The sequence below is a fragment of the Sphingorhabdus rigui genome (genome assembly GCF_014196595.1).
Classification (GTDB): Bacteria; Pseudomonadota; Alphaproteobacteria; order Sphingomonadales; family Sphingomonadaceae; genus Sphingorhabdus_B; species Sphingorhabdus_B rigui.
On record NZ_JACIEA010000001.1, the window covers coordinates 715,375 to 738,801 of the forward strand.

Consider the following 23,427-nt stretch of genomic DNA (forward strand, 5'->3'; position numbering starts at 1 on the left):
ATTACCGTAGCCCTGAGCCCCTCGAAGGGCGCTTGTCGGCTGGACGTACTTCGACAGGCTCAGCACTACGGTTTGCACATCAAGGTACAATATGAACAGCCCTGCATCCAATTCCGATGACACCCTTAACGCCGCGGCACGGTCGCTGCGCAATGTCCGCTTTGCCCCCATCGGGACAAAGTCGCAGGCGCTGCGCCGCGCACATTTCTGGGGTAAACTCAGCAAGGCGACAATGGCGGTTGGTGCTGTCTTAATTGGCGCAGGCATCATCGGCGGGATTATTGGCGGCATCGGTTTTTGGGGCGTTATGATCACCGCCCTGCTGGTGACAACCGCAGCCTATGTCCTGATGCGTTTCCCGCAAATGCCGATGCCCACGGCGGAGAGCCTGAAGATCACCGATCTGGGCACATTGGCGGGAAAAACAGAGATTTGGCTTGAGGCACAGCGCCCTGCATTGCCCGCGCCTGCGGTGTCGTTGATGCAAGATATCGGCGTCCGGTTGGACCAGCTTGCGCCGCAACTGCAAACGCTCGACGACAATGACCCTGCGGCCCGTGAAGTCCGGAAACTTGTGGGGGAACATCTGCCCGAGCTGATTAACGGCTATAAGCGCATTCCCGATAGCCTTCGGCACAAAGAGCATGCCGGAAAGACACCTGCGCAGCAGTTGGTCGATGGCCTGAAGACCATCGACCGCGAAATCGAGACGATGACCGGCCAGATTTCGCGCGGTGAGCTCGATAAACTGGCGGTGCGTGGCCGGTATCTTGAAATACGTTATGATAACGCTGCCGAAAATGGTCAGGGCGTATAAGCGCTCAATTATGAAAGCGCGTGTCGCTATAGATTGATAACGACATGCACAGGAAAACGGCGTGACCCAACCCAGCTTACAGCGTGACATTTTTGGAACGCTGGCCAGTGGTGAAGCTGTCCACGCGGTGACGCTGACCAATGCCGCCGGCATGTCGGTCAGGATCATCAGCTACGGCGCGTCTATCCAGTCGGTCTGTGTGCCCGACGCCAACGGTCACTTTGCGGACGTTACAACGGGCTATGCCGATATTGCGGAATATGTCGCGCAGCGGCAGTATTTCGGCGCGACCGTCGGCCGGGTCGCCAACCGTATTGCCGGTGCGCGCTTTGAACTTGATGGCAAGTTGTACAGCATTCCCGCCAATGACGGCACGCATTCGCTGCACGGGGGCGATGTCGGGTTCGATCAGGTGAACTGGACGATCACGGATTGTGATGAAGAGGCCTTATCGGTGACGCTGTCGCATATTAGCCCCGATGGTGATCAGGGATATCCCGGCAAATTGACCGTTACCGCAACATACCAATTGCACCCCGACAATGCGCTGTCGGTGCATTACGAAGCCGTCACCGACGCGCCGACCTGCGTGAACCTGACGAACCATGCCTATTGGCATTTGGGGGGCGAGGGGGCTGCCTATGATGCGATGGACCATGTGCTGATGATCGCGGCTGAACAATTTCTGCCGGTGGACGCGACGCTGATCCCAACGGGAGAACGCCGCAGCGTTGCTGCCACGCCATTTGATTTTCGTGAACCCATGCAGATCAGCAAATATGTTCGCAGCAACGCGGACATTCAACTGACCCATGGCAGCGGATATGACCATAATTGGATCATGGGTGCGGAAGCCGCCAGCGAACCCCGATTGATGGCACATTTGGAAGATCCAGTGTCCGGACGGACGATGACGTTGCTGTCCAACCAGCCGGGGCTGCAGTTCTATTCTGGCAATTTCTTTGACGGAACGACATCGGGCAAAGCAGGCAAAAGCTATGGAGTCGGCGATGCGATTGCGCTTGAGCCGCAAATGTTTCCGGACGCACTACACCAACCGTCTTTTGCGTCAGTTGTTCTCCGTCCAGGGGAAACCTATTCCAATATGATCATGTGGCGCTTCGGTATCGGCCGGTTGTTTTCTCCTAATATGAACAGGTAAACAGACGAAAAGCTAAAACGTCTGGGCCACTTGCGATACGGTGCCTGTTTTGGATGTAAAACGGGTTGAAATCAGATATGCATATACACTAGCAGAAAATGCATAATTGGGATGTTACATGAATTCACTGCTGAACGGGGCCAGCGCCCAACAATTTCATTCGTCCTCAAGCATTTTGCTTATCGATGACGAGTCCGAAATTTTGCCCGAATATCAGGAATTTTTCGAACTCGCGGGGTTCAGAACGTTCACCTGTGCTGATCCCGTTCAAGGCATGGCAATGGTGCTTGAAACGCCAGACATTGCGGTTGTCATCACTGACCTGCGCATGGCACATCTGGATGGCATCAGCATGATTAAAGACCTTCGGGCGTCGCTACCAGCCGAAAGGCACGTTCATTTCATGATATTAACAGGTGATGCCAGCTCCGAGCTATGCGATGATTTGGCAGACATTCCCATATTTCTGAAGCCAGCGGACACGGACGCATTGGTCGCAGCTATCCGTTCGGTGTTGGTGTGTTGAGCCGCCGCTGGACCGGGTTCCTGGCGATCCGGGATATTCCCAAAACAGAACTTCTGATTGCGCTATTTATCGGTGTTGCAGGGCTTTTTCTGAACGCTTTCGAGCTTAAGCTTGGCTGGGGCACGAACTTTGTACTCGGCAACGCGCTGGTATATGTGTTTGTGCGCGTGCTGGCTCCGCAGTCTCTGGTGCTTGCGGTTTCAGTATCAAGCATCGGGTCGATCATCTTGTTGAACCACCCATGGGGTTGGATCGTGTCGGTATGCGAAGCGGCATTTATAGCCATTGTTGCGCCCCGCTCATCGCCTGTACGCAGCGTTGTTCTTTACTGGATAGTGGCAGGCGCGCCTTTATTGTTCTTATTCTATGGCGGCATCCTGAAAATGGATCAGCTGTCGCTTGCCCTTGTGGTCGCAAAGCAAATCGCCAACGGGATACTGAACGTTGTTCTTGGTGAGATCATCTATGTTGCCATTTTGAGCCGAAATCCATTCGGAAAATTCGGACATTGGCCAAAGCTCAGGGTTGAATGCTTTACGGTGATGTTATTCATGGGAACGGTGCTGATCCCGGCGACGGTGTATATGGCGCTGGATAGGCCGTCGCGTGAACGTGCCGCGATGGAAGAGGTTAACCGAAATCTTGAATCGCGCATCAGCGTCGCGGACGCGCAGTTGAGTGCATGGGTCGATTCACGAACGATGCTGCTGCGCGCCTACGCAGATAATGGCGAGTTGCCCCGCGGCCCGTCCGAGGCGCGTTTGCCGAAGGAATTCTCGGCTGAATTTCAGAAAATTGCTTTCTTGGCCCCCAATCAAAGCCTGGCGGAGTTTGTATCGGCGCAAGGCGGTTCGCTTATCGGAGCAACGTCGGCCAAAGCCGATCTATCGCCTTTAACGGACAATCGGGCGCGCTTGGTCGCGTTAAATCTTGGGCCAGCGCGATCGAATGTCGATTTTGCATTGGTCGTTCCGCATGTTCGAAACGGCCAAGCGGAAGATATTGTCGCAATATTACGTCCGACAACCCTGCACGATCTTGTCGAAATCCCCGGCCAGCACGTCATGGACAATATCTTTTTCATCAGTCCTGCCCAAGGGACATTCGCGCTGACGCATGTCACCGCACATGTGCGCACTCTTGTCGGTTCCATGTCCCAAAGTCAGCAGGCGACGGCTTTTACAAAACCCGTGCTTTTAAGTGACGTCGATTATGATCGTGCAATCACGTCCGATCTGCGTGACACGCAAATCGTTCGCCTGAACCCCATCGCTGCTCTTCCGCAATGGCAAGTCGCTTCAGTGCTTCCGCTTGGACCTGCGGTACTGAAGGCGCGCGCGGTACAACTGCTTCATTTTCTTGCGGTCATCACGTTCGTTTTTCTGATTGGGCTGTTGGCATCGCATATGAGCTTGAAGGCGTCGAATGTATTACGGCGTGTGTCGCAGGCAGCCGCGGACCTTACGCAGTTTGGGAGATCACAACCTGCGTCCGACCACATATTTATTGAGGAAGTTAGCGAGATTTCGGGAACGATTGCGATGGCAGCGGCTTCGTTCGGACGCGAGCGCGGAGCGCTGGCAAGCTATCAACGCCGGTTGAACAGCATCGCACAGCATGCGCCTATCATCGTCTATGCGGTTGACGTCGCGAATGGGGAAGGGACGGACATGACCTACATAAGCCCGTCACTCGAAAAAATGCTGGGCTATTCGACGGCCGAAGGTTTGACGGAAAACTGGTGGAGCCGCTCCATTCATCCGGACGACTATGAATATTGCATGGCTGCGTTTAGACATTTGAAGCCGGGAAAAGTTTACGCGGCTGAATATCGCCTCCGGCACAAAAACGGCAGCTATGTCTGGGTATATGACACGCTATCCGTTGAGCCCACGGCGCAGGGGGCAGAGCAAGAAGCAGTTGGCATCATCATGGATATTTCCGAACAAAAAGCGTCCGAGGACCAGCTTTTGCAATCGGACAAGATGGCAAGTCTCGGCCGGATGATGTCGGGTACGGCGCACGAGTTAAACCAGCCGTTGAATTTTATCAAATTGGCGGCGTCAAACTTGCGCGAGAACGCGGTTCGGGGGCGATTAGAAGCAGAAAAATTCATTCCGAAACTTGAAAATGTTGTGGCGCAGGTCGAACGTGCCTCTGCCATATTGCTGCAGATGCGGATATTTGGCCGGACGTCAAAGGAAGCACCCTCCGCGATCAATATCCAAAGCACCGTTGAAGCCGTCATCCTGATGGCCGAACCACAGATGGAGCTCGACGGGACACAACTGGTCACTGAAGTGAAAGCGTCCGGCATTTACGTCCGGGCGATGCCCGTGATGCTGGAGCAGGTTTTTCTGAACCTGTTCATCAATGCCAATGACGCCATTCGCAGCCGGCATGACGCGGGTGATAGCGCAGAGGGTGAAATAAAAATCACCATTGATCGCAATGATCGGTCGGCGTTTATAACGGTGGCTGACAACGGCCCTGGTATCGCCCCGGATGTCTTGCCCAAGATATTCGAGCCCTTTTTCACGACTAAGCCGCCGAAGGAAGGCACTGGGCTTGGACTATCGATTAGCTATGGCATCATTCGCGACATGGGCGGCGTGTTGCGCGCCGAAACGAGCCGCAAAGGCGCGCGGTTCATTATTGAACTGCCACTTGCCGATGTCACAGCAACCGAGGCCGCTTGAGCCCGTCTAAGGTTTGGAACTAAAAAGTATTGGCCCTTGGATCAGTTCACGCGCTGTTCGGCAGACATCAAACCCTTCGCGAGTGCGGCGAGAGCTAACGCAATGACTACATGATATATGTGCCACGCCACAGCCTCATCCAGCCAAGCGGCACGCCGAATGAACAACGTATTTGCAAGCATCACGGCGCAACCCACGGGCACAAGCCACGTCCGCCCCGACGGGCCGGGTCGCACGATTGAGGCAAGAAATACGATCACTAACGCCAATAGGAAAACAGGGCCGAGCAGCGGTTGCGCGAACAAAAAGATCGCGGTCGCGGCGCACAGGATGAGTGCGATTATCCATATCGTGTGTCTATCCGCGGGGCGTAACAGATAACCGGATAATATGGCCACGGCGCCAGCAAGGCCAAACAATTGAGACGCACCGGCATGTACAGCCGCGAGCTGATCTTGCAAACCAGCCCCAAAACGCACCACGCCGATGAAGGCTGCTACGCCAAAACAGGCCATCGCAAATGCCGGCAAATGCCGACCGCTTCGCCAAAGCGCATTTCCGGCAATAATCGTGACCAACACAATGGCGGCGTCGGATAAAGCGTAATGGGCGGGCATCAGGCGTTCGTAAGCGTTATTGCCGCGGTGGTTTCAGGGAGCAAACCAGCCTCCCGTTTAATGTCTTCGGACGTCAACCGTGACCCATCATGACTCCAGCCTGGCGGCGCAAAAATGTAACAAAAGCGCTGCCACAGGCTCAGCCCGCGCTGCGACGCATCTTGCACTATCCCGACATATTCGTGCGTTAAGATCGTGAATGGATTAAACGTCTCAAGGTTTTTGACCAAGCCATAGTCAACCGGCACGGCGCGGTCTTCCTCGACGAATGTGCCAAACATGCGATCCCAGATGATCAAAGTACCGGCAAAATTGGCATCCAGATATTCTGGGTTGCGGCCATGGTGCACCCGGTGATGGCTCGGCGTGTTGAAAATATATTCAAACCACCGTGGCAAACGGTCGATCGTTTCGGTGTGGAGGAAAAATTGGTAGGTTGCGTTAAGGATCCCGCAAAAAACAACCAATGCCGGATCAAAGCCGATTAAAATCAGCGGAATTTTGAGCATCATCGTTCCGGTAAAGTGCTTCATCCAACTTTGGCGGAGCGCAATGGGCATGTTGAAATTGGTGGATGAATGATGGACCACATGCATGGCCCAGCCCCAACGGACGCGGTGGCATATGCGATGGTGCACGTAAAATCGCAGATCATCGAGCACGAAGCACAATAAGAACGATCCCCATGTGATCGGTATTTCACCAAGCGCAAAGGGCGCTGTCGCAAATAAAGCGGCGGTGGTGATGAACGCAAATATTGCATTTACAGGATCACTTGCAAGCCCAAGAAATATGGACAGCAACGAGTCTTTTGCCGGGACGTTGCCCTTCCGTTTGAGGAAGCGAATGGCACCCAGTTCAAACAAAATGCCCAGCCCAAAAGCAGCAAGCGATATGACGACCCAATTTTGGTTGATGAGCTGCGTAACTGTCACAAAATTCTCCCCCGCGATTAATACAAGGAATAGTCTGGTTGGCGATATAAAAAATTGAATAATAAATGCATATTATGTAATTATTGGAACATGAATATTAATCTGAACAGACTGTCCCGGTTCGTCGCGGTTTATCGGCACAAGAGTTTCAGTCGCGCCGCCAGCGAGCTTGGCATGACGCATTCGGCACTGACAAAATCGGTGCAGCTGCTTGAACAAGAACTGGGCGCAGAATTGTTCAACCGGACCACGCGCAGTGTCGTCCCCACCGATGCCGGCAACCGTCTTGCGCAAAGGGCGGAGGAGCTTTTGGCTCTGGCTGATCAAATCGGCGATGAGGTCTTAACGGGTAGCCGGCATCTGCGGCTGATTGCGGGCCCTGCGGTCATCGAAGCATCATTGGCGCCAGCACTTGCTGCATTTTACAAGTCGCATCCGAACATCCGCGTGACGGCGGAAACCCTGCCTCTCGACATAGCCGCAGCACGGTTGCGCCAGCGGGAAGCGGACTTAATACTTTTCCACTCAACGACCGTCAGCGCCATTCCCGAAAAGCGGTTGTTTCAGATAAGTCGGATAATCGATGAGGCCTATGTCGCGGTTATGCGTCAGGACCATCCCGCGTTGCACCGCGACTTCAGCATTGATGAGATGCTGCGATATAAATGGGCCATTCCCGGCTATGGGAAAATCTACCGCTCTGCCATTCCAACCGACATAGAAGAAAAATATCGCAACGCAGGTTTCCCGCATTACCGCGTTCTCAGTCTTGTCTCGTGCTTGGCCTTGGTCGCCGACAGCGACATGATTACATTATTGCCAGCCTCGTTCGCCCATAGGGACGCGCGTGCGCTCGGCCTGACGGTCGTGCCGATGCACCCAAGCTATGCTGCACGCTATGACGTAAGTGCAATCACGCTCAAAAATGGCGGGGCTGACCCTGTGTTGGATGCATTGAAAAACGCTTTTGCGACACAGGCTGGCATAGGCTGAATTTCTGCAAACATCGCCGTGCGATCAGTTGGCCCAATAGACATATTCCTGATCTTTTTTCCATGCCGCGTTGAGCGGAACATCGATCCGGATCGGGGCTTCGAGCAAGCCGGGCCAAAGGGGCTTGGGCAAACCGGCGTTTTGCGCTTCAATCAACTTGCGCAGTTCCGCAACGCGCGCCGGATCCTTGGCCGCCAAGTTGACTTGCTCGGTGGGATCGGTGGCGAGGTTGAACAGCCACACCTTGTTGGGACGTTCGGAAACCTGCAATTTCCAGTCGCCTGCGCGCACAACGCGGTAATGCCCCGAACGCCAGAAGGTCACTTCGCGTTTCGGTCCGGCGCCAAACAGGTTGAAGCTGTCCATCTTGCGATCGGTAGGGATGCGCGCACCGGTTGCCGCGGCAATGGTTGCAAACATATCAAGATGCTGCGCGACATCGCTGCGAACCGTCCCCGGCGCAATCTTGCCGGGCCAGCGCATCATCATCGGCACATGAATGCCACCTTCGAAGAAGGTGCCTTTATACCCACGATAGGGCGTGTTGTGATCCTTGATACCGGTATACCAAGCCCCGCCATTGTCGCTGGTAAAAATAACAAGCGTATTGTTGTCGAGCCCGGTGTCCTTCAATTTTTGCAGCACGTCGCCAATCCGCCGGTCAAGCTGACGTATCATTGCGCCATAGACGCGCTGGGTATGGTCCTTAATCTGCGGTAACGCGTCATAGTCCGATTTCAGCGCCTGCAGCGGGGTATGGGGCGCATTATAGGCCAGATACATGAAGAAGGGCCGGTTCTTGTTCGCGTCAATTGCGGCCAGCGCATTGTCGGTGAAATAGTCGGTCAGGTGGCCTTTGGGGCGGAAGCGCGCACTGTCCCCCCAATAGACGGCATGCGGCAGGTTTGCCCATAAAAAGCGGTCGATCGGGTCCCATGGCAGCTTTGCATTGACGACCTGCGGGTCATCTTCGGCCATAAACAAATCGCCGCCCGCGCGCATGCCCAGGCTTTCGTCAAAGCCCTGTGACGTTGGCCGCAATGGCTTTGCTTCACCCAGATGCCATTTGCCGATGTGGATATTGTGATAGCCTCTTGCTTTCAATATCTCGGGCAACATGATTTCCGCATTGGGCACACCCATATCGGCATAAGCCGGCAGGTCGCGGTTTAGCTCTTCATGATAGATGGTCGGATAGGGTGAATTCCCATCATTGTGCGCCAGATTTGAGGCAAATGCGGCTGGAATAGACGTAAATTCAAAACCGAACCGTGTCGGATAACGCCCCGTCATCAATGCTGCGCGCGAAGGGGAGCAGGTGGCATTGGCGGCATAGCCATTGGCAAAGCTGACGCCCTGTTTGGCAATGGAATCGATATTGGGCGTCGGCACCGCGCCACCGGCAACCCCGCCACCGTACAGAGAAATGTCGTTCATGCCCAAATCGTCGGCAACAATCAGGATGACGTTGGGCGGACGTTTGCCAGAGGGCGCGACCGCAGGGCCCTGCGCCCATGCAATGGGACGGTTTTCGCCAATCGGTTCGCGCCATTCGCTGATGATACCGGGAATATAGATTTTATATTGTTGAAAACCCAAATAGCCCGCGCCGATCAACAGCGCCAATGCTCCGATCCATGTCCATTTTTTCATTCTGGGCTCTCCGGTTGGGTTTGACGTGATCGCCGCACAGATAGCCACAGAAACAGCAGAATTACGGGCAGCGAAATCAGGCTGGCATAATGTTCGGGCGGGTGATGGCCGCTGACGGGCACATGCTTTACCCAGCCCGACCAGCTCAGCAACAGGCGCTCGATCAGAGACACCAAAAGGAACAGCGGCACGAGCGCGCGGTAGCGTAATGCGACCAAGAGGGTGACGATGCCGTGCGCAATCTGCGTCGCGCCCGCCCAGGCAAACATGCCGAAAATCATCGTTGGATTATGGCTGAGATCAAGCCCTGCAATGACGCCTGCGCCACCATCAGGCAGGAAACTGTGGATCATCCCCGGCACGATCCAGCCAATGCCATAAAATGCCAAAAACCACGCAGAGTAACGGGATCCACGATAGTGGATATTCGTACTGGGTGGAACGAAAGCGTTCATCCGGTAACTGTCAGGACGGCCAGATGCGCAAGTGCCGCCGCAAGCGCCAAGATGAGCGCAACCGTCACGCGCGGGCTGGCGTAGAACGACACGACCCGCTGTGTCGGGAATGAAAATGTCGCAAGCGTACCCAGCAGCTTGTCGGGATGGCCCTCCATAAAAGCGGGGTCCTTAACCAGCTTTATCATGTCGCGGCGGCTTCGGTAACGCATAAGGCCAAAGATCGTCCAGTCGGGGTCCGCCTCGGTGTTCCAAGCATCAATATATCCGCCAACCTTGCGTCCGACCATGCCGGGATGGCCGCCATTGCGGAACAGAACTGGCATGAAGCGTTTCGAATAGCGTTTGAGCAGATCGAAGCCTTGGACCATTTGCCCGGTTTTGGGGTCCTCAACTTGCTCCATCTGCGCCTTCACCAGATTGAGCATGACAAACTCGCGGCCGTCATCAGCTTCAAGGAATGCGCGCATTACCTGTTGGCTATTTCCAGTGCCCTCGAAACGCCCCGCCATTTGCGCAAGAAACGCATCAATTTCCACAGGTTTCAGCGGGCCTGACCAATTGTCATACCAGAGCCGAAATAGCCCATAGGCAATCAACGCCGTTCCCCAGATTATCCATGCTGTCATGGCCTAATTACCCTTTTTCTTGGCGCGCTCGGCATCGCGCCGCGCTTTTGCGGCCTCTTGACAGGCGGGTGATGTTTTCTTGATATTCTTGATAAGGCAGGCGCGGACATTGTCGCGGCTGAAAGTCGCCAATTCTGCAGAGCAGTATTTACGGATATCGGGCATGCACGCTTGGCGCACATTGTCTTGCGCCGCCAGCGGTGCAGTTGACAGCAGCAGGGCCGACGCCGCCAAAATGAAAACGGTTTTTGACATCTTTGCCTTCTTCCTCACCCAGCGATATTTTTCGTCGCCCAACAAAGCGGCGGAATATTATTGGCATTAATTGTGCCAAAATACATTTGCAATCGCTTTTGTCGCTTGCGCCAGCGGCCGTTTGCCGCAAAACATGCTCGCATGACCAACGCATCGCACAAAATGACATCACGCGCAGAAGCGCCACTGGCCGATGGTCGGCGGGAACGCAGCCGGTCGAGCCGCTCAAAGATCGTTGCAGCCATGCTTGATCTGGTCGGTGAGGGCGATGTCGCACCTAGCGCCGCGCGTGTTGCGGAGGTCGCGGGCGTCGGGCTCCGCTCGGTTTTCCGACATTTTGACGATATGGACGAGCTGTATCGCGAAATGGGGGAGGTGATTGCGGCGCAGGTGATGCCGATCATCCTCGAACCGCCCAGCGGCGCAAGCTGGAAAGAAAAGCTGTTCGACATTGCGGACCGGCGGGCAGTGGTTTTCGAAACCATCCTGCCTTACCGGATTTCGGCCAGTCTCAAACGCTTCCAATCGCCCTATTTGATGCAGGATTATCGCCGGATGCTGCGGCTCGAATCCGACACGACCGAGGCGCATTTGCCGGTGTCGGTGAAGGCCGATGTGGCGGGTACCCGCAGCCTCAATGTGATATTGAGTTTCCAGACATGGCGACTGTTAAGGCATGATCAGGAATTGCCTATTGAGGACGCCAAGGCCGTTGTGCGGCGTTTGCTCAGCGATGCCATGTCGGGCATGCCGGAGGAATGATGCAACGCGTCGCGTTCGCTCTCGGTATAGCGCTGCTGCTGTCTGGCTGCGGCGATGCATCTGGGCCGCCCGAAACAATGTGCACCGGCTTGCCAGACAATGAAATGGTCTGGGTTCCGGGCGGTAGCTTTGTGATGGGGGACGATCCGCATTACGCCGAGGAAGGTCCGCCGCAGACTGTGGCTGTTGAGGGGTTCTGGATTGACGCTTATGAAGTGACCAACGCCCAATTCGCGGCCTTTGTAAAAGCGACCGGCTACAAGACCATGTCCGAGCGCGATCCGCCCAAGCTGCCCGGTGCGCCGCCCGAAATGCTGGTCCCGGGTTCTGCTGTGTTCAATATCCCGTCGGACGACGACCCGCGTTGGTGGCGCTGGGTTGTGGGGGCGCAATGGCGCCATCCTTCCGGCCCGAAAGAGACCATCGTTGGTCGCGACAATGAACCCGTTGTCCAGATCGCCTATCAAGATGCAGAGGCCTATGCACAATGGGCGGGCAAGGAATTGCCGAGCGAGGCGCAGTGGGAATATGCTGCGCGCGGCGGTGCGGTGGCCTTGCCGGAGCCGGTCGATGCAAAGGGCCAGCCGCAAGCGAATTATTATCAAGGCGTCTTCCCGGTCAAAAACCTGAATACCGACGGCTATATCGGTCGCGCGCCGGTGGGCTGTTTCAAACCGAACGGATACGGTCTGTATGATATGATCGGCAATGTTTGGGAATGGACGCGCAGCAGCGGTTCGCGCGCCGATGCCAGCGAACCTGTTAACATCATAAAAGGCGGATCCTATCTCTGCGCCGCCAATTATTGCGCGCGCTATCGCCCTGCGGCGCGTCAGTTTCAGGAACGCGGATTAGGCACCGACCATATCGGGTTTCGGCTGGTTGATACGAAGAAGGCTGGGCCAGCGTCTTGACCCGCCATTGATAATATGACACTTTAAGTGCCAATATCACCAATTTTAGGGATTAATGCATGAAAGTCCTACGCACACCCGACAGCGCCTTTGCCGCAATCGACGATTTCCCTTTTGCGCCAAATTATGTGGAGATTGCCGATCCCTCGGACGGCACGCCATTGCGTGTGCATTATGTCGACGAAGGCCCCCGCGATGCGCCGGTGGTGCTGATGATGCATGGTGAACCAAGCTGGAGCTATCTGTACCGTCACATGATCGGTCCGGTCGTCGCGGCCGGCTTTCGCGTTGTCGCGCCTGATCTGATTGGCTTTGGTAAATCGGACAAGCCCACGAAAAAAACCGACTATAGCTATGCACGCCATGTTGGCTGGATGCGCCAGTGGATTGAGGCGGTTGGTCTGAGCAATATGACGCTCGTCTGTCAGGATTGGGGATCGCTGATCGGGCTACGCCTTGTCGCGGAAATGCCGGATCGCTTTGCCAGCGTCGTGCTGTCGAATGGCGGCTTGCCCGAAGGCGGCCCGCCACCGCGCGCTTTTGCTATCTGGCGCGCTTTTTCCAAATGGAGTCCGTTTTTCCCCATCGGCAGAATCGTCAACGCCGGGGCAAAGCGTGCGCTCAGCGCGGCTGAGATCGCCGCTTATGACGCGCCGTTCCCCGACAGCAGCTACAAGGCCGGCGCGCGGATATTCCCGAGCTTCGTTCCGTTCGAGAATAATGTCGCGATCCCCGATCAGAAACGTGCGTGGGCAGTGTTTGAGAAATGGGACAAGCCATTCCTGTGCTGTTTCAGCGACGGCGATCCCGTCACGCGCGGTGGCGAGAGCCGGTTCATCGGCCGCGTTCCCGGTACAGCGGGTCAGCCGCATTGCACGTTGAAGGGCGGTCATTTCATTCAGGAAAATGACCCGCAGGGCTTCGTCGACTGCATCCTAAAAGTGCGATAGTCATGCAGGTCTTGCGCACCCCTGACAACGCTTTCGCCGACCTTCGGGACTATCCCTTCGCGGCACATTATGTTGAGGTTGAAACGCAGGGCACGCCAGCCTTGCGGTTGCATTATGTCGATGAAGGCCCCCGCGACGCTGCGCCGATCCTGCTGCTGCATGGAGAGCCGACCTGGTCCTATCTCTACCGCAAATTTATACCACCGCTCGCCGCCGCCGGGCACCGCGTGCTGGCACCCGATTTGATTGGCTTTGGCAAGTCTGACAAGCCGGCCAGCCGCGACGATTATAGCTATGAACGCCATGTTGCGTGGATGAGCGACTGGCTGACGCAGCTTGATCTCAACAACATCACGTTGTTCTGTCAGGATTGGGGCGGGTTGATCGGACTGCGGCTGGTTGCGGCTTTTCCGGATCGTTTTGCGCGGCTGGTGATTTCAAACACTTATTTGCCCGTTGGCGAGAATATTGGTCCCGGTTTCGATGGCTGGCGCGCCTTCAGCCAGGCCACGCCCGAATTCAAAAGCGGCCGGATCGTTGATGGCGGCTGTAACCGCGCACTGACGAGCGCCGAGATCGCCGCATATGATGCGCCGTTCCCTGATGAGAATTTCAAGGCCGGCGCGCGCCAGTTTCCTGTGCTCGTGCCTGTGACCCCTGACCATCTGTCGGTTGCGGAAAATTCTGCCGCTTGGGCACAGCTGGAACGTTTCGACAAACCGGTGCTCACCTGCTTTGGTCATCAGGACAAGGTGCTCGGTCATCTCGATACGGAAATTCAGCGCCGTATTCCGGGTGCGAAGGGGCAACCGCATTGCCGGATCGACGCCAGCCATTTCTGTCAGGAAGATCAGCCGGAACAGCTGGTCGCGTTGATCCGCAATTTCATCCCGGCCTAGGCGAAGGTCCGGCGGTTAAGCTGCCCTTCGCCGCCGTCTGCGCCACCAGACTAAAGTCGCTGTTGCTATCAATAGTAGCGCACCCACCGGCCACAACGCGATAAGCCGCGGTATCAGCAAGGTGCGGAGCGCATTTGCGAATATCTGTTTGGGCGCGGTGTAACCATCCGGCATGGGCAGCACGTTGTTTGCCTTGGCAAAGGCGGCGTAATCGGATTGCATATCCGCAAAACGTTGCGGGTCTGAACCGGACATATCGTTGGTCTCACCGGGGTCGGTGGTAATGTTGTAAAGCCGCCAGCGGCCATCGCCATAAGGCGGCAGGTTTTTGACGAGCTTGTAATCGCCTTTGAACAGCACCGCATTGCCCGACAATTCATAGCCCAAAGGCGTGTCCGCCGAATGCACGGACGATGCAGCCCCTGTGAGCATGGGTGTCAGGTCCATCCCAATCATGGGCTCGACGCGGCGTCCCGAAAAACTGCCTTGCTGCGGCGCGACGCCTGCGAGCTTCAGCAACGTCAGCGGCATGTCAGTCACGTGCGCAAAACCGGACGTAATGGTGCCGCCCTTAATCGCCCGGTTGCCGGGCCAGGCGATGATCATCGGAACACGCAAGCCTCCTTCGTTCGCGGTAAACTTGTAACCACGCAGCGGCGATACCGATGCGCTGGCAAATCCCGCACCTTGTGCGGTCAGCGAACCCGGGCGCCCTTGTTGGGCGATGCTTTGATCATAAAGGTGATTGGCGTTCCAGCGCGTAAATGCGCCCATGGTCATTGGGTCAGTCGCTTCCGCGCCATTGTCCGACAGAAACACGAAGATGGTGTTTTCATATGCACCGATGGCCTTCAGATGCGCAACTAATCGGCCGATTTCGCGGTCCATCGCCGTGCCCATGGCAGCATAAGCGGCCATTGCACCCGCACGTTGCCGCTTTTGCTCTGCCGATAATTTCGACCAATCACCACTGGTGTCCATGGTCACCATCGCAACGTCCGCGGGCATCACGCCTTTGGCAATCGCTGCGGCGCGGCGCTCTTTGCGTAGCGTGGTCCAGCCAGCATTATAGCGCCCGGCATAAGCCGCAATGTCCGCATCGCGTGCCTGCACCGGAATATGGTTCGCGATAAAATTGACGGATGCCAGAAACGGTTTTCCGCTCGCCCTGCCGCGGTCGATATAGCCGATCATTCTGTCGACAATCAGCGTTGAGGAGTAAAAGCGTTTCGGCAGTTTGGCCGGCTTTCCATCGTCGCTCCACTCGGTCTTGTCATAAATCAGCAGATTGGGCTTATCTTCAAAATTGTCGGCGCCCGATTGCGCCAGCGCGAGCGCGTGGTCATAGCCGCGTGCCGTCGGCAAAGTATCGGGCGTGTGGCCCAGATGCCATTTTCCGGTCAGATAGGTGCGATAGCCCCCCGCGCGCAGCTGGTCCGCAATGGTCACGACGCGGTTGTTCAGATGCGCCTCATAACCCGGTTTGCCGAGATGTTCCGGCGGAATTGTCTCTGGCATATTGCCCAGACCCGCGCGGTGGTTGATCACGCCGGTTTGCAGCATCGCGCGCGTTGGGGAGCAGGACCCTGCCACATGGAAGTTCGAAAAACGCACGCCCTTGGCGGCAAGCGCGTCGATATTGGGCGTCGCAATCTCTCCGCCGAAGGCCCCGACATCACTAAAGCCCCAATCATCGGCTAATAGGATGACGATATTGGGGGCTTTTGCGGGCGCAGACTGTGCGCCAAGCGTGGCCGGGCTAAGCAACGCCAGCGCCGTCAATAGGGTTGCCGGTCCTTTCAGCTTCATTGGCTTAGCAAAGCCTCAAGGCAGCCCGTCTGCGCGAGCAGCGGATCAATGCGCGCCCGCGCATGTGCATCCAACGCGGCATAACGCGCGCGCAAATCGGCGAGGCACTTCACCTGATATTTGAAAACACCCTGCGTATAGGGCAGGCCCATTGCGGTGATGTGGAAACTATCTTCGCCTGCCGCAATTGCCGCGGCGTTGGCGAGCAGGAAGGGCATGTAGATTTCGCCCACCTGTTGCAACCAAGCGGTGATAATTGGCGCAAAGGGCGCATCCGCCGTATCCCATTTGCCCGTTATTCCCGACATATCGTCAATATGGAGCAGCCAGCGGAAGCTGTAAGGGAAATCTTTGCGCATCATCGCCTGCGCCGTGGGGTCAACGCCAAGCTGTGACAATTGGCCGTACATCCCGAACTCCGCCATGCTTGGACGCGTACCGAACAGGCAATGTTGATCCACCACATGCGTTTCCAGCGCACCCAGAATCGCGCGGGTTGACGCCTCGATCAACGGGAAGTTTTCGGCGGCGCAGCCGACAATCGCCATGCGGCCGACCTGGCGCGCGCGGAACTGTTCGGCATAGCCCTGACTCGTCGCCAGCCCGCCGCCCTTCATCGCGTCAAACGCGAGCCAGCGGCTCATCTGGATCTGGTCGACCTCCTCCAGCCAGCGATACCCGAACATCGCCTTTGTTACCCACTCATCGGCGAAATCCTCAATCAAATGCGCGATAAAGGCGTGCGCTGGATCGGGCGGGATGACCGAACGTTCGGAATGCCGCGCCTCCAGATCATAGATCAACGGCGTTGAATCATTGTGAAATGTCCCATCGGGATATTCCATCACGGGAATGACAGGGGCCTTGACCTTGCTGAGTGCATCGCGCGAATCTGCGCCGTGTACCCACAGATGCGGGATGCGCCGATACCGCATAAGCGCGCGCATCTTCATCGAATAGGGCGACCCGAGTGCGCCGTTGATTATATACATGGCAGTCGTTCCTTCCGTCATCGTCCGGCATTATGTGTAATGGGCTATATTGACATTATCAATGTCAATATATGGGCCGAGACGCTGACAGCATGTGGATGAATGATCAGATTGTTCCGCCGCTGCGTGCGCTGCTGTTGCCGTTGCAAGACGCGCGCGGTCAAAAATCAAGGTGCAACAATGCGGTGTTGGGCCAGATGTTCATAGTCGGCCATGCAGGCATCCGCGACGGCGCGGGCTTCATCATCGAGGTTGAGCGGCCGTATATCTGGTTTTTGGAATCCCGTGCTGGCCGCAACCGCGTCATACCAATGGCTTGCCCAAATGCCGTCATCTGGATGGATACCAGCGGGCCATGACAACATGGCGGGATCCCATGCGATGTTGAGCGCATCACATAGCAAAGCTAGCGTCTTTGCGGGATTTTTAAGAATGTCCGCGCTGTCGACGACCGGTGGGGCATGGCCGGTCCGGTCGGCGATACGATCAAAGAACGCACGCTGGGTTGCGTAACCAAGATCTTCGACGTTCACGCTTTCTCGCTTAACGCGGTAGCTGGCCACCATATACGCAGGCTCGCGAACCAGAAAGGCGTGGCGGCAGTTGGTCAAATCATCGGGTTGGATTGGGCCGACCATATGGTGGGTCATCTGCTTTTGATACCATAAGGGCGCACCCCCCGGTGCGGGGCCGGAAAGGCGGGCGGCTACGCTGGACCAGTCGCAATCCATATCTGCGATGACTTCTGCTGCCATGGGGTGCGGCTCCCCGCTATGTGCAAGGAAACAGCCGTAAAAGGGTTCGTCACTGACCGCGCAATCCGCGCGCGACGAAAAGCTGCGCATCATCGCCGTCGAGATATTTCGTGGTCCCGACCACATGCATATCCGCTGCGTCAAGGTCGGCTCTGGCCCGCAATATCGCGTTCGATGAAGGCGCGGTAGAGATTTTGCAGACGCTCAACGACTGGCCCCTTTCCATCGGTCAAGACACGCCCATCGATGGTGTGCGCGGGAACAACCCCGGCAAAGGTTCCGGTGACAAAAGCTTCATCGGCACCATAGACATCGGTCATTGAGAAGTTGCGTTCGAACACAGGAATATCATTCTCCCGGCACAGGCGAATGACGTTGGCGCGCGTGATTCCGGCGAGGCAATAATCACCGGTTGAGGTCCACACCTCGCCCTTTCGGACGATAAAGAAATGCGTGGAATTGCATGTGGCGACAAAGCCGTGCGGGTCGAGCATCAAGGCTTCATCTGCGCCCGCTTGCGCCGCCTGAATACACGCGGTGATGCAATTGAGCTTGCTATGCGAATTAAGCTTGGGATCCTGCACCGCCGGATCACCGCGACGGACGTGGACGGTAAACAGTGACAGGCCGCGATCAACCGTTGCGGGAAGCGGGTCTTTATATTCGGCAATAATGACAATGGTCGCGGGTGAGACGACCACACGTGGATCTTGGTACGGCGTTGAACGGATGCCACGTGTGACCATCAGCCGGATATGGCATTTGTCCATCTGGTTCGCGTCGATGGTCGCATAGAGGCGTTCCTTCATTTCCGCGCGGGAAATACCGATGTCCATGGCAATTGCCTTTGCGCCTTCCCACAAACGGTCAAGATGCTGGTCCAAAAAGGCCATGCGCCCTGCGTGAACGCGGATTCCCTCCCACACCCCGTCACCCAGCATGAAGCCGCTGTCAAAGACAGAGACCATAGCCTGCGCACGGGGCGTAAGCTGACCATTAACGTTGATGAGGATCGCGTCATTGCGCGAATCAGAGACGAAATCATGAGTTCCAAGTGCCATGTTGTTGACCGTAACGTTGGCCGGGCGCGCGCGTCAAATAGGAACGCGCAACGTCCATCTCGTAAAGCTTCGCAGAGAACCGCAGCTTCAACATGCGTTTGACATTTGGCGGAAACGAAACGGAACCAAGGGACATCTTGATTACGCGTGCGGTTGGTTCCCCGGTAAGGATTCGAACCTCAATAGACGGAGTCAGAGTCCGTAGTCTTACCGTTAGACGACCGGGGAACAGAAGGCGCGCCTATATGCTGGTGCCCGAGCAGGGTCAAGCCGCTGAATTTCGCCGGTTGCGCCGATATTCAAAAATGTTGAATTTTTAACGTGCAGCGCCTATCGAGGCGTCAGGTACCGGCAGCACATCTGCCCGGATAGAAAATAAGAAGTGAGTGTACGGCTATGGGCGAGAATGTCGCGCCATCGCCGCAACAGGGACGCGGGCGTAAACGTAAAAAACCGCCCCGTCGCAAGAATGCGGCACCCAAGGCTGCAAAACTGCAGCAAGCTTCGGCTGAGGGCGCAGCGCGTGCACACACATCCAGCCCGTCTCCGAAACCCGCTAAGGGCTTTGTTCCTGCCGATAACGCGGCTTTGCGGCGTAACTGGCTTGATCGGACAGCATATGCTGCGCTTGATCTTGGAACAAACAACTGTCGTTTGTTAATCGCGCGGGCTGGCGGAGATGATTTCACCGTCGTCGATGCATTTTCGCGGGTCGTCCGGCTGGGCGAGGGGCTTACTGCGACGGGCCGGATGAGCGATGAGGCCATGGACCGCGCGGTTGAGGCACTTTCGGTATGCGCCGAGAAGTTGAAAAAACGTAATGTCGTTCTGGCGAGGTCGGTTGCGACCGAGGCATGCCGTCAGGCCGTCAATGGCGCGCAGTTCATTGAGCGCGTCAAGCGCGAGACAGGTATTCATCTCGACATCATCAGCCCAAAGGAAGAGGCGCGCCTTGCCGTCATGGGATGCCATGCCTTGCTTGAACAGGGGGACGGCCCAGCGCTGATATTCGATATTGGCGGCGGATCAACTGAGCTTGTGCTGGTGTCGACAAGTGGCCTTGTGCCCGAAATATTGGACTGGGTGAGCGTTCCATGGGGCGTGGTTTCGTTGACGGAAAGTGAACGGGCCGAGGCGGAGACGCCTGAGCAGCTAAACGCTATTTACGCATCGATGCGCGCAAAGGTGATGGCAAGCTTTGCCGAGTTCGCGGCACGTTTGCCGGAGGATGGCGGGGACCGCAGGCTTTTAGGGACGTCGGGAACAGTGACCACGCTTGCCAGCGTCTATCTGAAACTGAACAGCTATGACCGCCGCGCTGTCGATGGGCTGCATTTGCCGACCGCCGCGATGCGCGAGATTAGCCGCGAGCTTGCCGGCCGCACTATAGAGGGGCGTGCTGAATTCCCGACCATTGGGCATGAGCGCGCTGACTTGGTCGTTGCCGGCTGCGCCATCCTTGAGGCTATTTTTGATATATGGCCCGGTGAGCGGCTGGGCGTTGCGGATCGCGGAATTCGCGAGGGCATTTTGCGTGCGCTGATGGCCAGCGACGCCAAGCGTAGAAATCGACGGAACTGAAAATGGCAGACAATTTATTTGGTGGTAAAGATTCCGGCCGGACACTGGCTGGTAAACAGAAGGTCAAGACGGCCAAGCGGCGCACCGCTGGCTCAACCCGCTGGCTTGAGCGGCAGTTGAACGACCCATATGTAAAGCGCGCGCATGGCGAGGGCTATCGCAGCCGCGCGGCGTATAAGCTGGTCGAGTTGGACGAGAAGTTTCACATATTGCGCGGCAAGAAAGCCGTGGTGGATTTGGGCGTCGCGCCGGGCGGTTGGGCACAAGTGGTGCGCAGGCAACAGCCAAAGGCAGCCATTGTGGGTATCGATCTGTTGCCGGTCGACCCGCTCGAAGGCGTGGTGCTGCTCGAAATGGATTTCATGCACGACAGCGCGCCGGATAGGCTGATTGCCGAACTCGGCTGCGCGCCGGACCTCATCTTGTCAGATATGGCGGCCAACACCGTCGGTCATAAACAGACCGACCATTTACGCACAATGGGTCTGGTCGAAGCGGCCGTCGATTTTGCTATTCAGGTCCTGCAGCCCGGCGGTGATTTTGTCGCGAAAGTGTTTGCCGGGGGAACCGACCCGGTGATGCTAAGCATATTGAAAAACAACTTCACCACGGTCAAACATGCCAAGCCGCCGGCAAGCCGCAAAGGATCGGTGGAATGGTATGTGATCGCGCAGGGAAAGAAAGCTTAAGCGGCTTTACGCGCTTTCGCGACCGCGGCTTTCAGGGCATCTAGGCCAACCGCGCCTTCCAATATCTGGTCGCCGATAATGAAGGTCGGGGTGCCGCCAAAGCCGACTTGCTGCATGATCGCAATGTTGCTTTCGACCTCGGCAATCGCTTCACGCGAGCGCGCAAATTTTTCGGCAGCGGCCAGGTTCATCCCTGCTTTTGAAGCGGCCGCACGGATGCTTTGGGCATCAGGGCGTCCACCGCTGAACATCGCGTCATGAAATGCCTTATGCTTGCCTTGCTTGGCGGCTGCGAGTGCCCATAAGGCCGCATCGCGGCTGGTCGCGCTGAGGATCGGTACCTCGCGGATGACAACACGGATATTGCTGTCGCTATCGATAAGCTTCTGCACATCTGCAACGCTGGAGCGGCAAAATCCGCAATTATAATCGGTGAACTCGACGAGCGTGACATCACCATTGGGGTTTCCGAACTCCGCCCCGGGGAAGGGCTCGGTCAGCTTGCCGCCCGCGGCGGTGAGGCGCTTGGTTGCCTCACGCTTTTGCAATACGCCAATGGCTTCTGTAATAATCTCCGGATTTTCCAATATATATGCGCGTACAATCGCCTCGGTCGCTTTGCGGTCGTCGGCGTTCATGCCCGCGGCTGCGGCAGCCTTGGCGGCCTCCTCTGATGCAATGCCTGCTGGTTCTTGCACGGACATGCTATCTTTTGGCCAAAACAGATAAGCGCTGATGGCTGCTAGCAAAAGTGTAGCGGACAGAATGAGGATAAGCGGCGTGCGCGTCTTTATTTGGTTGTTCATAGCGGCCCGATTAGCCCCCGCCGCACCCAGTGGCCAGCCAATTCAGCGCTTCCGCTTTTTCATCTGCGCAAGCTTTGCTTCGGCAACCATGTTGATGTCCTGAGCGCGTATCCAATCGGGTGAATATTCGGGTAGGCCAGCCATTGCGGTCTGTGCGTTAGGCAACGCCAATTGCGGCGCGCCTTCCATCAAGTAACGCTCCGCACTGGCGAGGGCCGCGCGCGCGCTATCGCCCTTTTGTTCGTAAACGACGCCCAATTGGTACCAGGCAAAAGGATTTTGATTATCTTTGGTGACTGCGGCCTTCAGTACCTGAGCCGCCTCATCGAGCTTTGTCTTGTCCTCGGTGGCAATCAACGCATGCCCGAATATGGCGGCGATCAGCGGCTGATTGCCCGTCAGGTTTACCGCTTTGCGTAACGGTATGATTGCGTCGGCTGGACGGCCGGATTCGAGCAAAATTTGCCCATGCAATTCAAGGAAATAGGGATCGTCGGGCGCCGATGCGACGAGTGATGAAGATTCATCCAGCGCCTTTTGCGGATAGGCAGACTTATGCCACGCATAGGCACGCGCATAGCGGGCAGGAACGCTTTGGTCGTTTTCGGGATAATCGCGCATCGTTGCCGTCGGGTCAGACAGATAACCCGTCAGCTTTGCCTTGATCCGTTTGAAATCACTCTCCCACTTTGGATTTAGCGGTGCATCCCAAGCCGGATCGGCGGAATATTTGTCCTGCAGCACCGAAATACGTTCGCCCGACAAGGGGTGGGTGCGACCATAGCTATCCTCTTGCGGGATGCCGAGGCGGAATTCGAAATTCTGCAGCTTTTTGAAGAAGCTGATGGAGCCACGGCCCGAAATGCCTGCGGTGGAAAGATATTGCGCGCCCGACGCATCGGCTGTGCCTTCTTGCCCACGGCTATAGGCAAGGAACTTGCCCATCGCGGCTTGCTGGCCCGCGGATAATATACCCATGCCAGCTTCGCCCGCGCCAGCCGCCATGGCCGCAGCGGCAAGGATGAGGCTGGCAATGCTGATGCCGCTTGCGACCGAAGTACCTTCGTCATAGCGCACGGCGTGGCCGCCGGCGACGTGGCCAAGCTCATGCGCAATCACGCCTTGTACTTCATTTGCGGTCGTTGCGGCGTCAATCAATCCGCTATGCAGATAGACCGCTTGGCCGCCCGCGACGAATGCGTTGATAGATTTGTCATTGATCAGGATGATGTCGACATTGTTCGGGTCAAGCCCGGCCGCGGTAATCAACGGCGCGGAAATTTCTTTGAAAAAAGCTTCGGTTTCGGCATCGCGCAAAATGGACTGCGCCATAACCGGGCGCGCCGATATCCATATGGCAAGAAACAGCACCAATGCTGTTCGCAGGGCACGAAATACAGAATTGTTCATATGCAGTGAATGGCGCGAACTGGATGAACGCGCAATGAAGAAGTTGGGCAAAACAAAA

General features: G+C 56.5%; 23 protein-coding genes and 1 tRNA gene. 11 read left to right on the top strand and 13 right to left on the bottom strand.

Annotated elements, in window-relative coordinates; translation table 11 throughout:
- Window positions 1-91 precede the first annotated feature (91 nt).
- The 4 genes from GGR91_RS03270 to GGR91_RS03285 all read left to right on the top strand — a co-directional run bounded on the left by GGR91_RS03270 (window position 92) and on the right by GGR91_RS03285 (window position 5,204).
- Window positions 92-817, top strand: a complete 726-nt coding sequence (locus GGR91_RS03270) for a hypothetical protein (protein ID WP_183940008.1) — start codon at window positions 92-94, stop codon at window positions 815-817.
- A gap of 61 nt (window positions 818-878) precedes the next feature.
- Window positions 879-1,979: an aldose epimerase family protein gene (locus GGR91_RS03275; RefSeq protein WP_322788762.1), complete on the top strand. Its 1,101-nt coding sequence runs from the start codon at window positions 879-881 to the stop codon at window positions 1,977-1,979.
- 118 nt (window positions 1,980-2,097) lie between these two features.
- On the top strand, window positions 2,098-2,505 hold the full coding sequence (locus GGR91_RS03280; protein WP_183940010.1) for a response regulator: 408 nt from the start codon (window positions 2,098-2,100) through the stop codon (window positions 2,503-2,505).
- On the top strand, window positions 2,502-5,204 hold the full coding sequence (locus tag GGR91_RS03285; RefSeq protein WP_183940012.1) for a PAS domain-containing sensor histidine kinase: 2,703 nt from the start codon (window positions 2,502-2,504) through the stop codon (window positions 5,202-5,204). The genes GGR91_RS03280 and GGR91_RS03285 overlap by 4 nt, the downstream gene beginning before the upstream one ends.
- A 41-nt stretch (window positions 5,205-5,245) precedes the next feature.
- Here GGR91_RS03285 and GGR91_RS03290 read toward each other — a convergent pair whose 3' ends face one another.
- Window positions 5,246-5,821, bottom strand: coding sequence for a hypothetical protein (locus GGR91_RS03290; protein WP_183940013.1), 576 nt, complete (start codon window positions 5,819-5,821; stop codon window positions 5,246-5,248).
- Entirely contained in the window at window positions 5,821-6,756 is a 936-nt protein-coding gene (locus tag GGR91_RS03295) for a sterol desaturase family protein (RefSeq protein ID WP_221204210.1), read from the bottom strand. The genes GGR91_RS03290 and GGR91_RS03295 overlap by 1 nt, the downstream gene beginning before the upstream one ends.
- A 90-nt stretch (window positions 6,757-6,846) precedes the next feature.
- Here GGR91_RS03295 and GGR91_RS03300 point away from each other — a divergent pair, with 90 nt between their 5' ends.
- Window positions 6,847-7,749: a LysR family transcriptional regulator gene (locus GGR91_RS03300; protein WP_183940015.1), complete on the top strand. Its 903-nt coding sequence runs from the start codon at window positions 6,847-6,849 to the stop codon at window positions 7,747-7,749.
- A 24-nt stretch (window positions 7,750-7,773) separates the two neighbouring features.
- Here GGR91_RS03300 and GGR91_RS03305 read toward each other — a convergent pair whose 3' ends face one another.
- The 4 genes from GGR91_RS03305 to GGR91_RS03320 are packed head-to-tail and all read right to left on the bottom strand — an operon-like array spanning window position 7,774 to window position 10,741.
- Window positions 7,774-9,402, bottom strand: a complete 1,629-nt coding sequence (locus tag GGR91_RS03305; RefSeq protein WP_183940017.1) for a sulfatase-like hydrolase/transferase — start codon at window positions 9,400-9,402, stop codon at window positions 7,774-7,776.
- Window positions 9,399-9,857, bottom strand: a complete 459-nt coding sequence (locus GGR91_RS03310) for a hypothetical protein (RefSeq protein WP_183940019.1) — start codon at window positions 9,855-9,857, stop codon at window positions 9,399-9,401. The genes GGR91_RS03305 and GGR91_RS03310 overlap by 4 nt, the downstream gene beginning before the upstream one ends.
- Window positions 9,854-10,486: a hypothetical protein gene (locus GGR91_RS03315; RefSeq protein ID WP_183940021.1), complete on the bottom strand. Its 633-nt coding sequence runs from the start codon at window positions 10,484-10,486 to the stop codon at window positions 9,854-9,856. Before GGR91_RS03315 ends, GGR91_RS03310 begins: the two co-directional genes overlap by 4 nt.
- 3 nt (window positions 10,487-10,489) lie before the next feature.
- Window positions 10,490-10,741 (bottom strand): hypothetical protein, encoded by a 252-nt coding sequence (locus tag GGR91_RS03320; RefSeq protein ID WP_183940023.1) that lies wholly within the window; start codon window positions 10,739-10,741, stop codon window positions 10,490-10,492.
- 141 nt (window positions 10,742-10,882) lie between these two features.
- Here GGR91_RS03320 and GGR91_RS03325 point away from each other — a divergent pair, with 141 nt between their 5' ends.
- From GGR91_RS03325 to GGR91_RS03340, 4 genes are read left to right on the top strand one after another with little or no spacing between them, the layout of a single operon-like run.
- Window positions 10,883-11,503, top strand: a complete 621-nt coding sequence (locus GGR91_RS03325) for a TetR/AcrR family transcriptional regulator (RefSeq protein WP_246337034.1) — start codon at window positions 10,883-10,885, stop codon at window positions 11,501-11,503.
- The gene (locus GGR91_RS03330) at window positions 11,500-12,417 is read left to right on the top strand and encodes a formylglycine-generating enzyme family protein (protein ID WP_221204211.1); all 918 of its coding nucleotides are present in this window, start codon (window positions 11,500-11,502) and stop codon (window positions 12,415-12,417) included. The genes GGR91_RS03325 and GGR91_RS03330 overlap by 4 nt, the downstream gene beginning before the upstream one ends.
- Window positions 12,418-12,476: 59 nt before the next feature.
- The gene (locus tag GGR91_RS03335; protein ID WP_183940025.1) at window positions 12,477-13,367 is read left to right on the top strand and encodes a haloalkane dehalogenase; all 891 of its coding nucleotides are present in this window, start codon (window positions 12,477-12,479) and stop codon (window positions 13,365-13,367) included.
- 2 nt (window positions 13,368-13,369) lie between these two features.
- Window positions 13,370-14,266 carry a haloalkane dehalogenase gene (locus tag GGR91_RS03340; protein ID WP_183940027.1) on the top strand — a complete coding sequence of 299 codons (897 nt, stop codon included), beginning with the start codon at window positions 13,370-13,372 and terminating at the stop codon, window positions 14,264-14,266.
- A 15-nt stretch (window positions 14,267-14,281) separates the two neighbouring features.
- Here GGR91_RS03340 and GGR91_RS03345 read toward each other — a convergent pair whose 3' ends face one another.
- From GGR91_RS03345 to GGR91_RS03365, 5 genes are all read right to left on the bottom strand, one after another.
- Complete coding sequence (locus tag GGR91_RS03345; protein WP_183940029.1) at window positions 14,282-16,075, bottom strand: arylsulfatase; 1,794 nt, start codon at window positions 16,073-16,075, stop codon at window positions 14,282-14,284.
- Window positions 16,072-17,067, bottom strand: a complete 996-nt coding sequence (locus tag GGR91_RS03350) for a glutathione S-transferase N-terminal domain-containing protein (protein WP_183940031.1) — start codon at window positions 17,065-17,067, stop codon at window positions 16,072-16,074. The genes GGR91_RS03345 and GGR91_RS03350 overlap by 4 nt, the downstream gene beginning before the upstream one ends.
- Before the next feature lie 167 nt (window positions 17,068-17,234).
- Complete coding sequence (locus GGR91_RS03355) at window positions 17,235-17,948, bottom strand: sulfotransferase-like domain-containing protein (RefSeq protein WP_183940033.1); 714 nt, start codon at window positions 17,946-17,948, stop codon at window positions 17,235-17,237.
- A gap of 14 nt (window positions 17,949-17,962) precedes the next feature.
- Window positions 17,963-18,883 carry an aminotransferase class IV gene (locus tag GGR91_RS03360; RefSeq protein ID WP_183940035.1) on the bottom strand — a complete coding sequence of 307 codons (921 nt, stop codon included), beginning with the start codon at window positions 18,881-18,883 and terminating at the stop codon, window positions 17,963-17,965.
- Window positions 18,884-19,037: 154 nt separating this feature from the next.
- Window positions 19,038-19,111: transfer RNA gene (locus GGR91_RS03365), tRNA-Gln, on the bottom strand.
- Window positions 19,112-19,279: 168 nt separating this feature from the next.
- Here GGR91_RS03365 and GGR91_RS03370 point away from each other — a divergent pair.
- Together GGR91_RS03370 and GGR91_RS03375 are read left to right on the top strand one after the other, a co-directional pair.
- On the top strand, window positions 19,280-20,464 hold the full coding sequence (locus GGR91_RS03370; protein WP_183940037.1) for a Ppx/GppA phosphatase family protein: 1,185 nt from the start codon (window positions 19,280-19,282) through the stop codon (window positions 20,462-20,464).
- 2 nt (window positions 20,465-20,466) lie between these two features.
- Complete coding sequence (locus GGR91_RS03375) at window positions 20,467-21,153, top strand: RlmE family RNA methyltransferase (RefSeq protein ID WP_183940039.1); 687 nt, start codon at window positions 20,467-20,469, stop codon at window positions 21,151-21,153.
- Here the strand turns inward: GGR91_RS03375 and GGR91_RS03380 are convergent.
- Complete coding sequence (locus tag GGR91_RS03380; protein ID WP_183940041.1) at window positions 21,150-21,959, bottom strand: DsbA family protein; 810 nt, start codon at window positions 21,957-21,959, stop codon at window positions 21,150-21,152. The genes GGR91_RS03375 and GGR91_RS03380 overlap by 4 nt on opposite strands.
- Window positions 21,960-22,001: 42 nt before the next feature.
- Complete coding sequence (locus GGR91_RS03385; protein ID WP_183940043.1) at window positions 22,002-23,369, bottom strand: M48 family metalloprotease; 1,368 nt, start codon at window positions 23,367-23,369, stop codon at window positions 22,002-22,004.
- Window positions 23,370-23,427 lie beyond the last annotated feature (58 nt).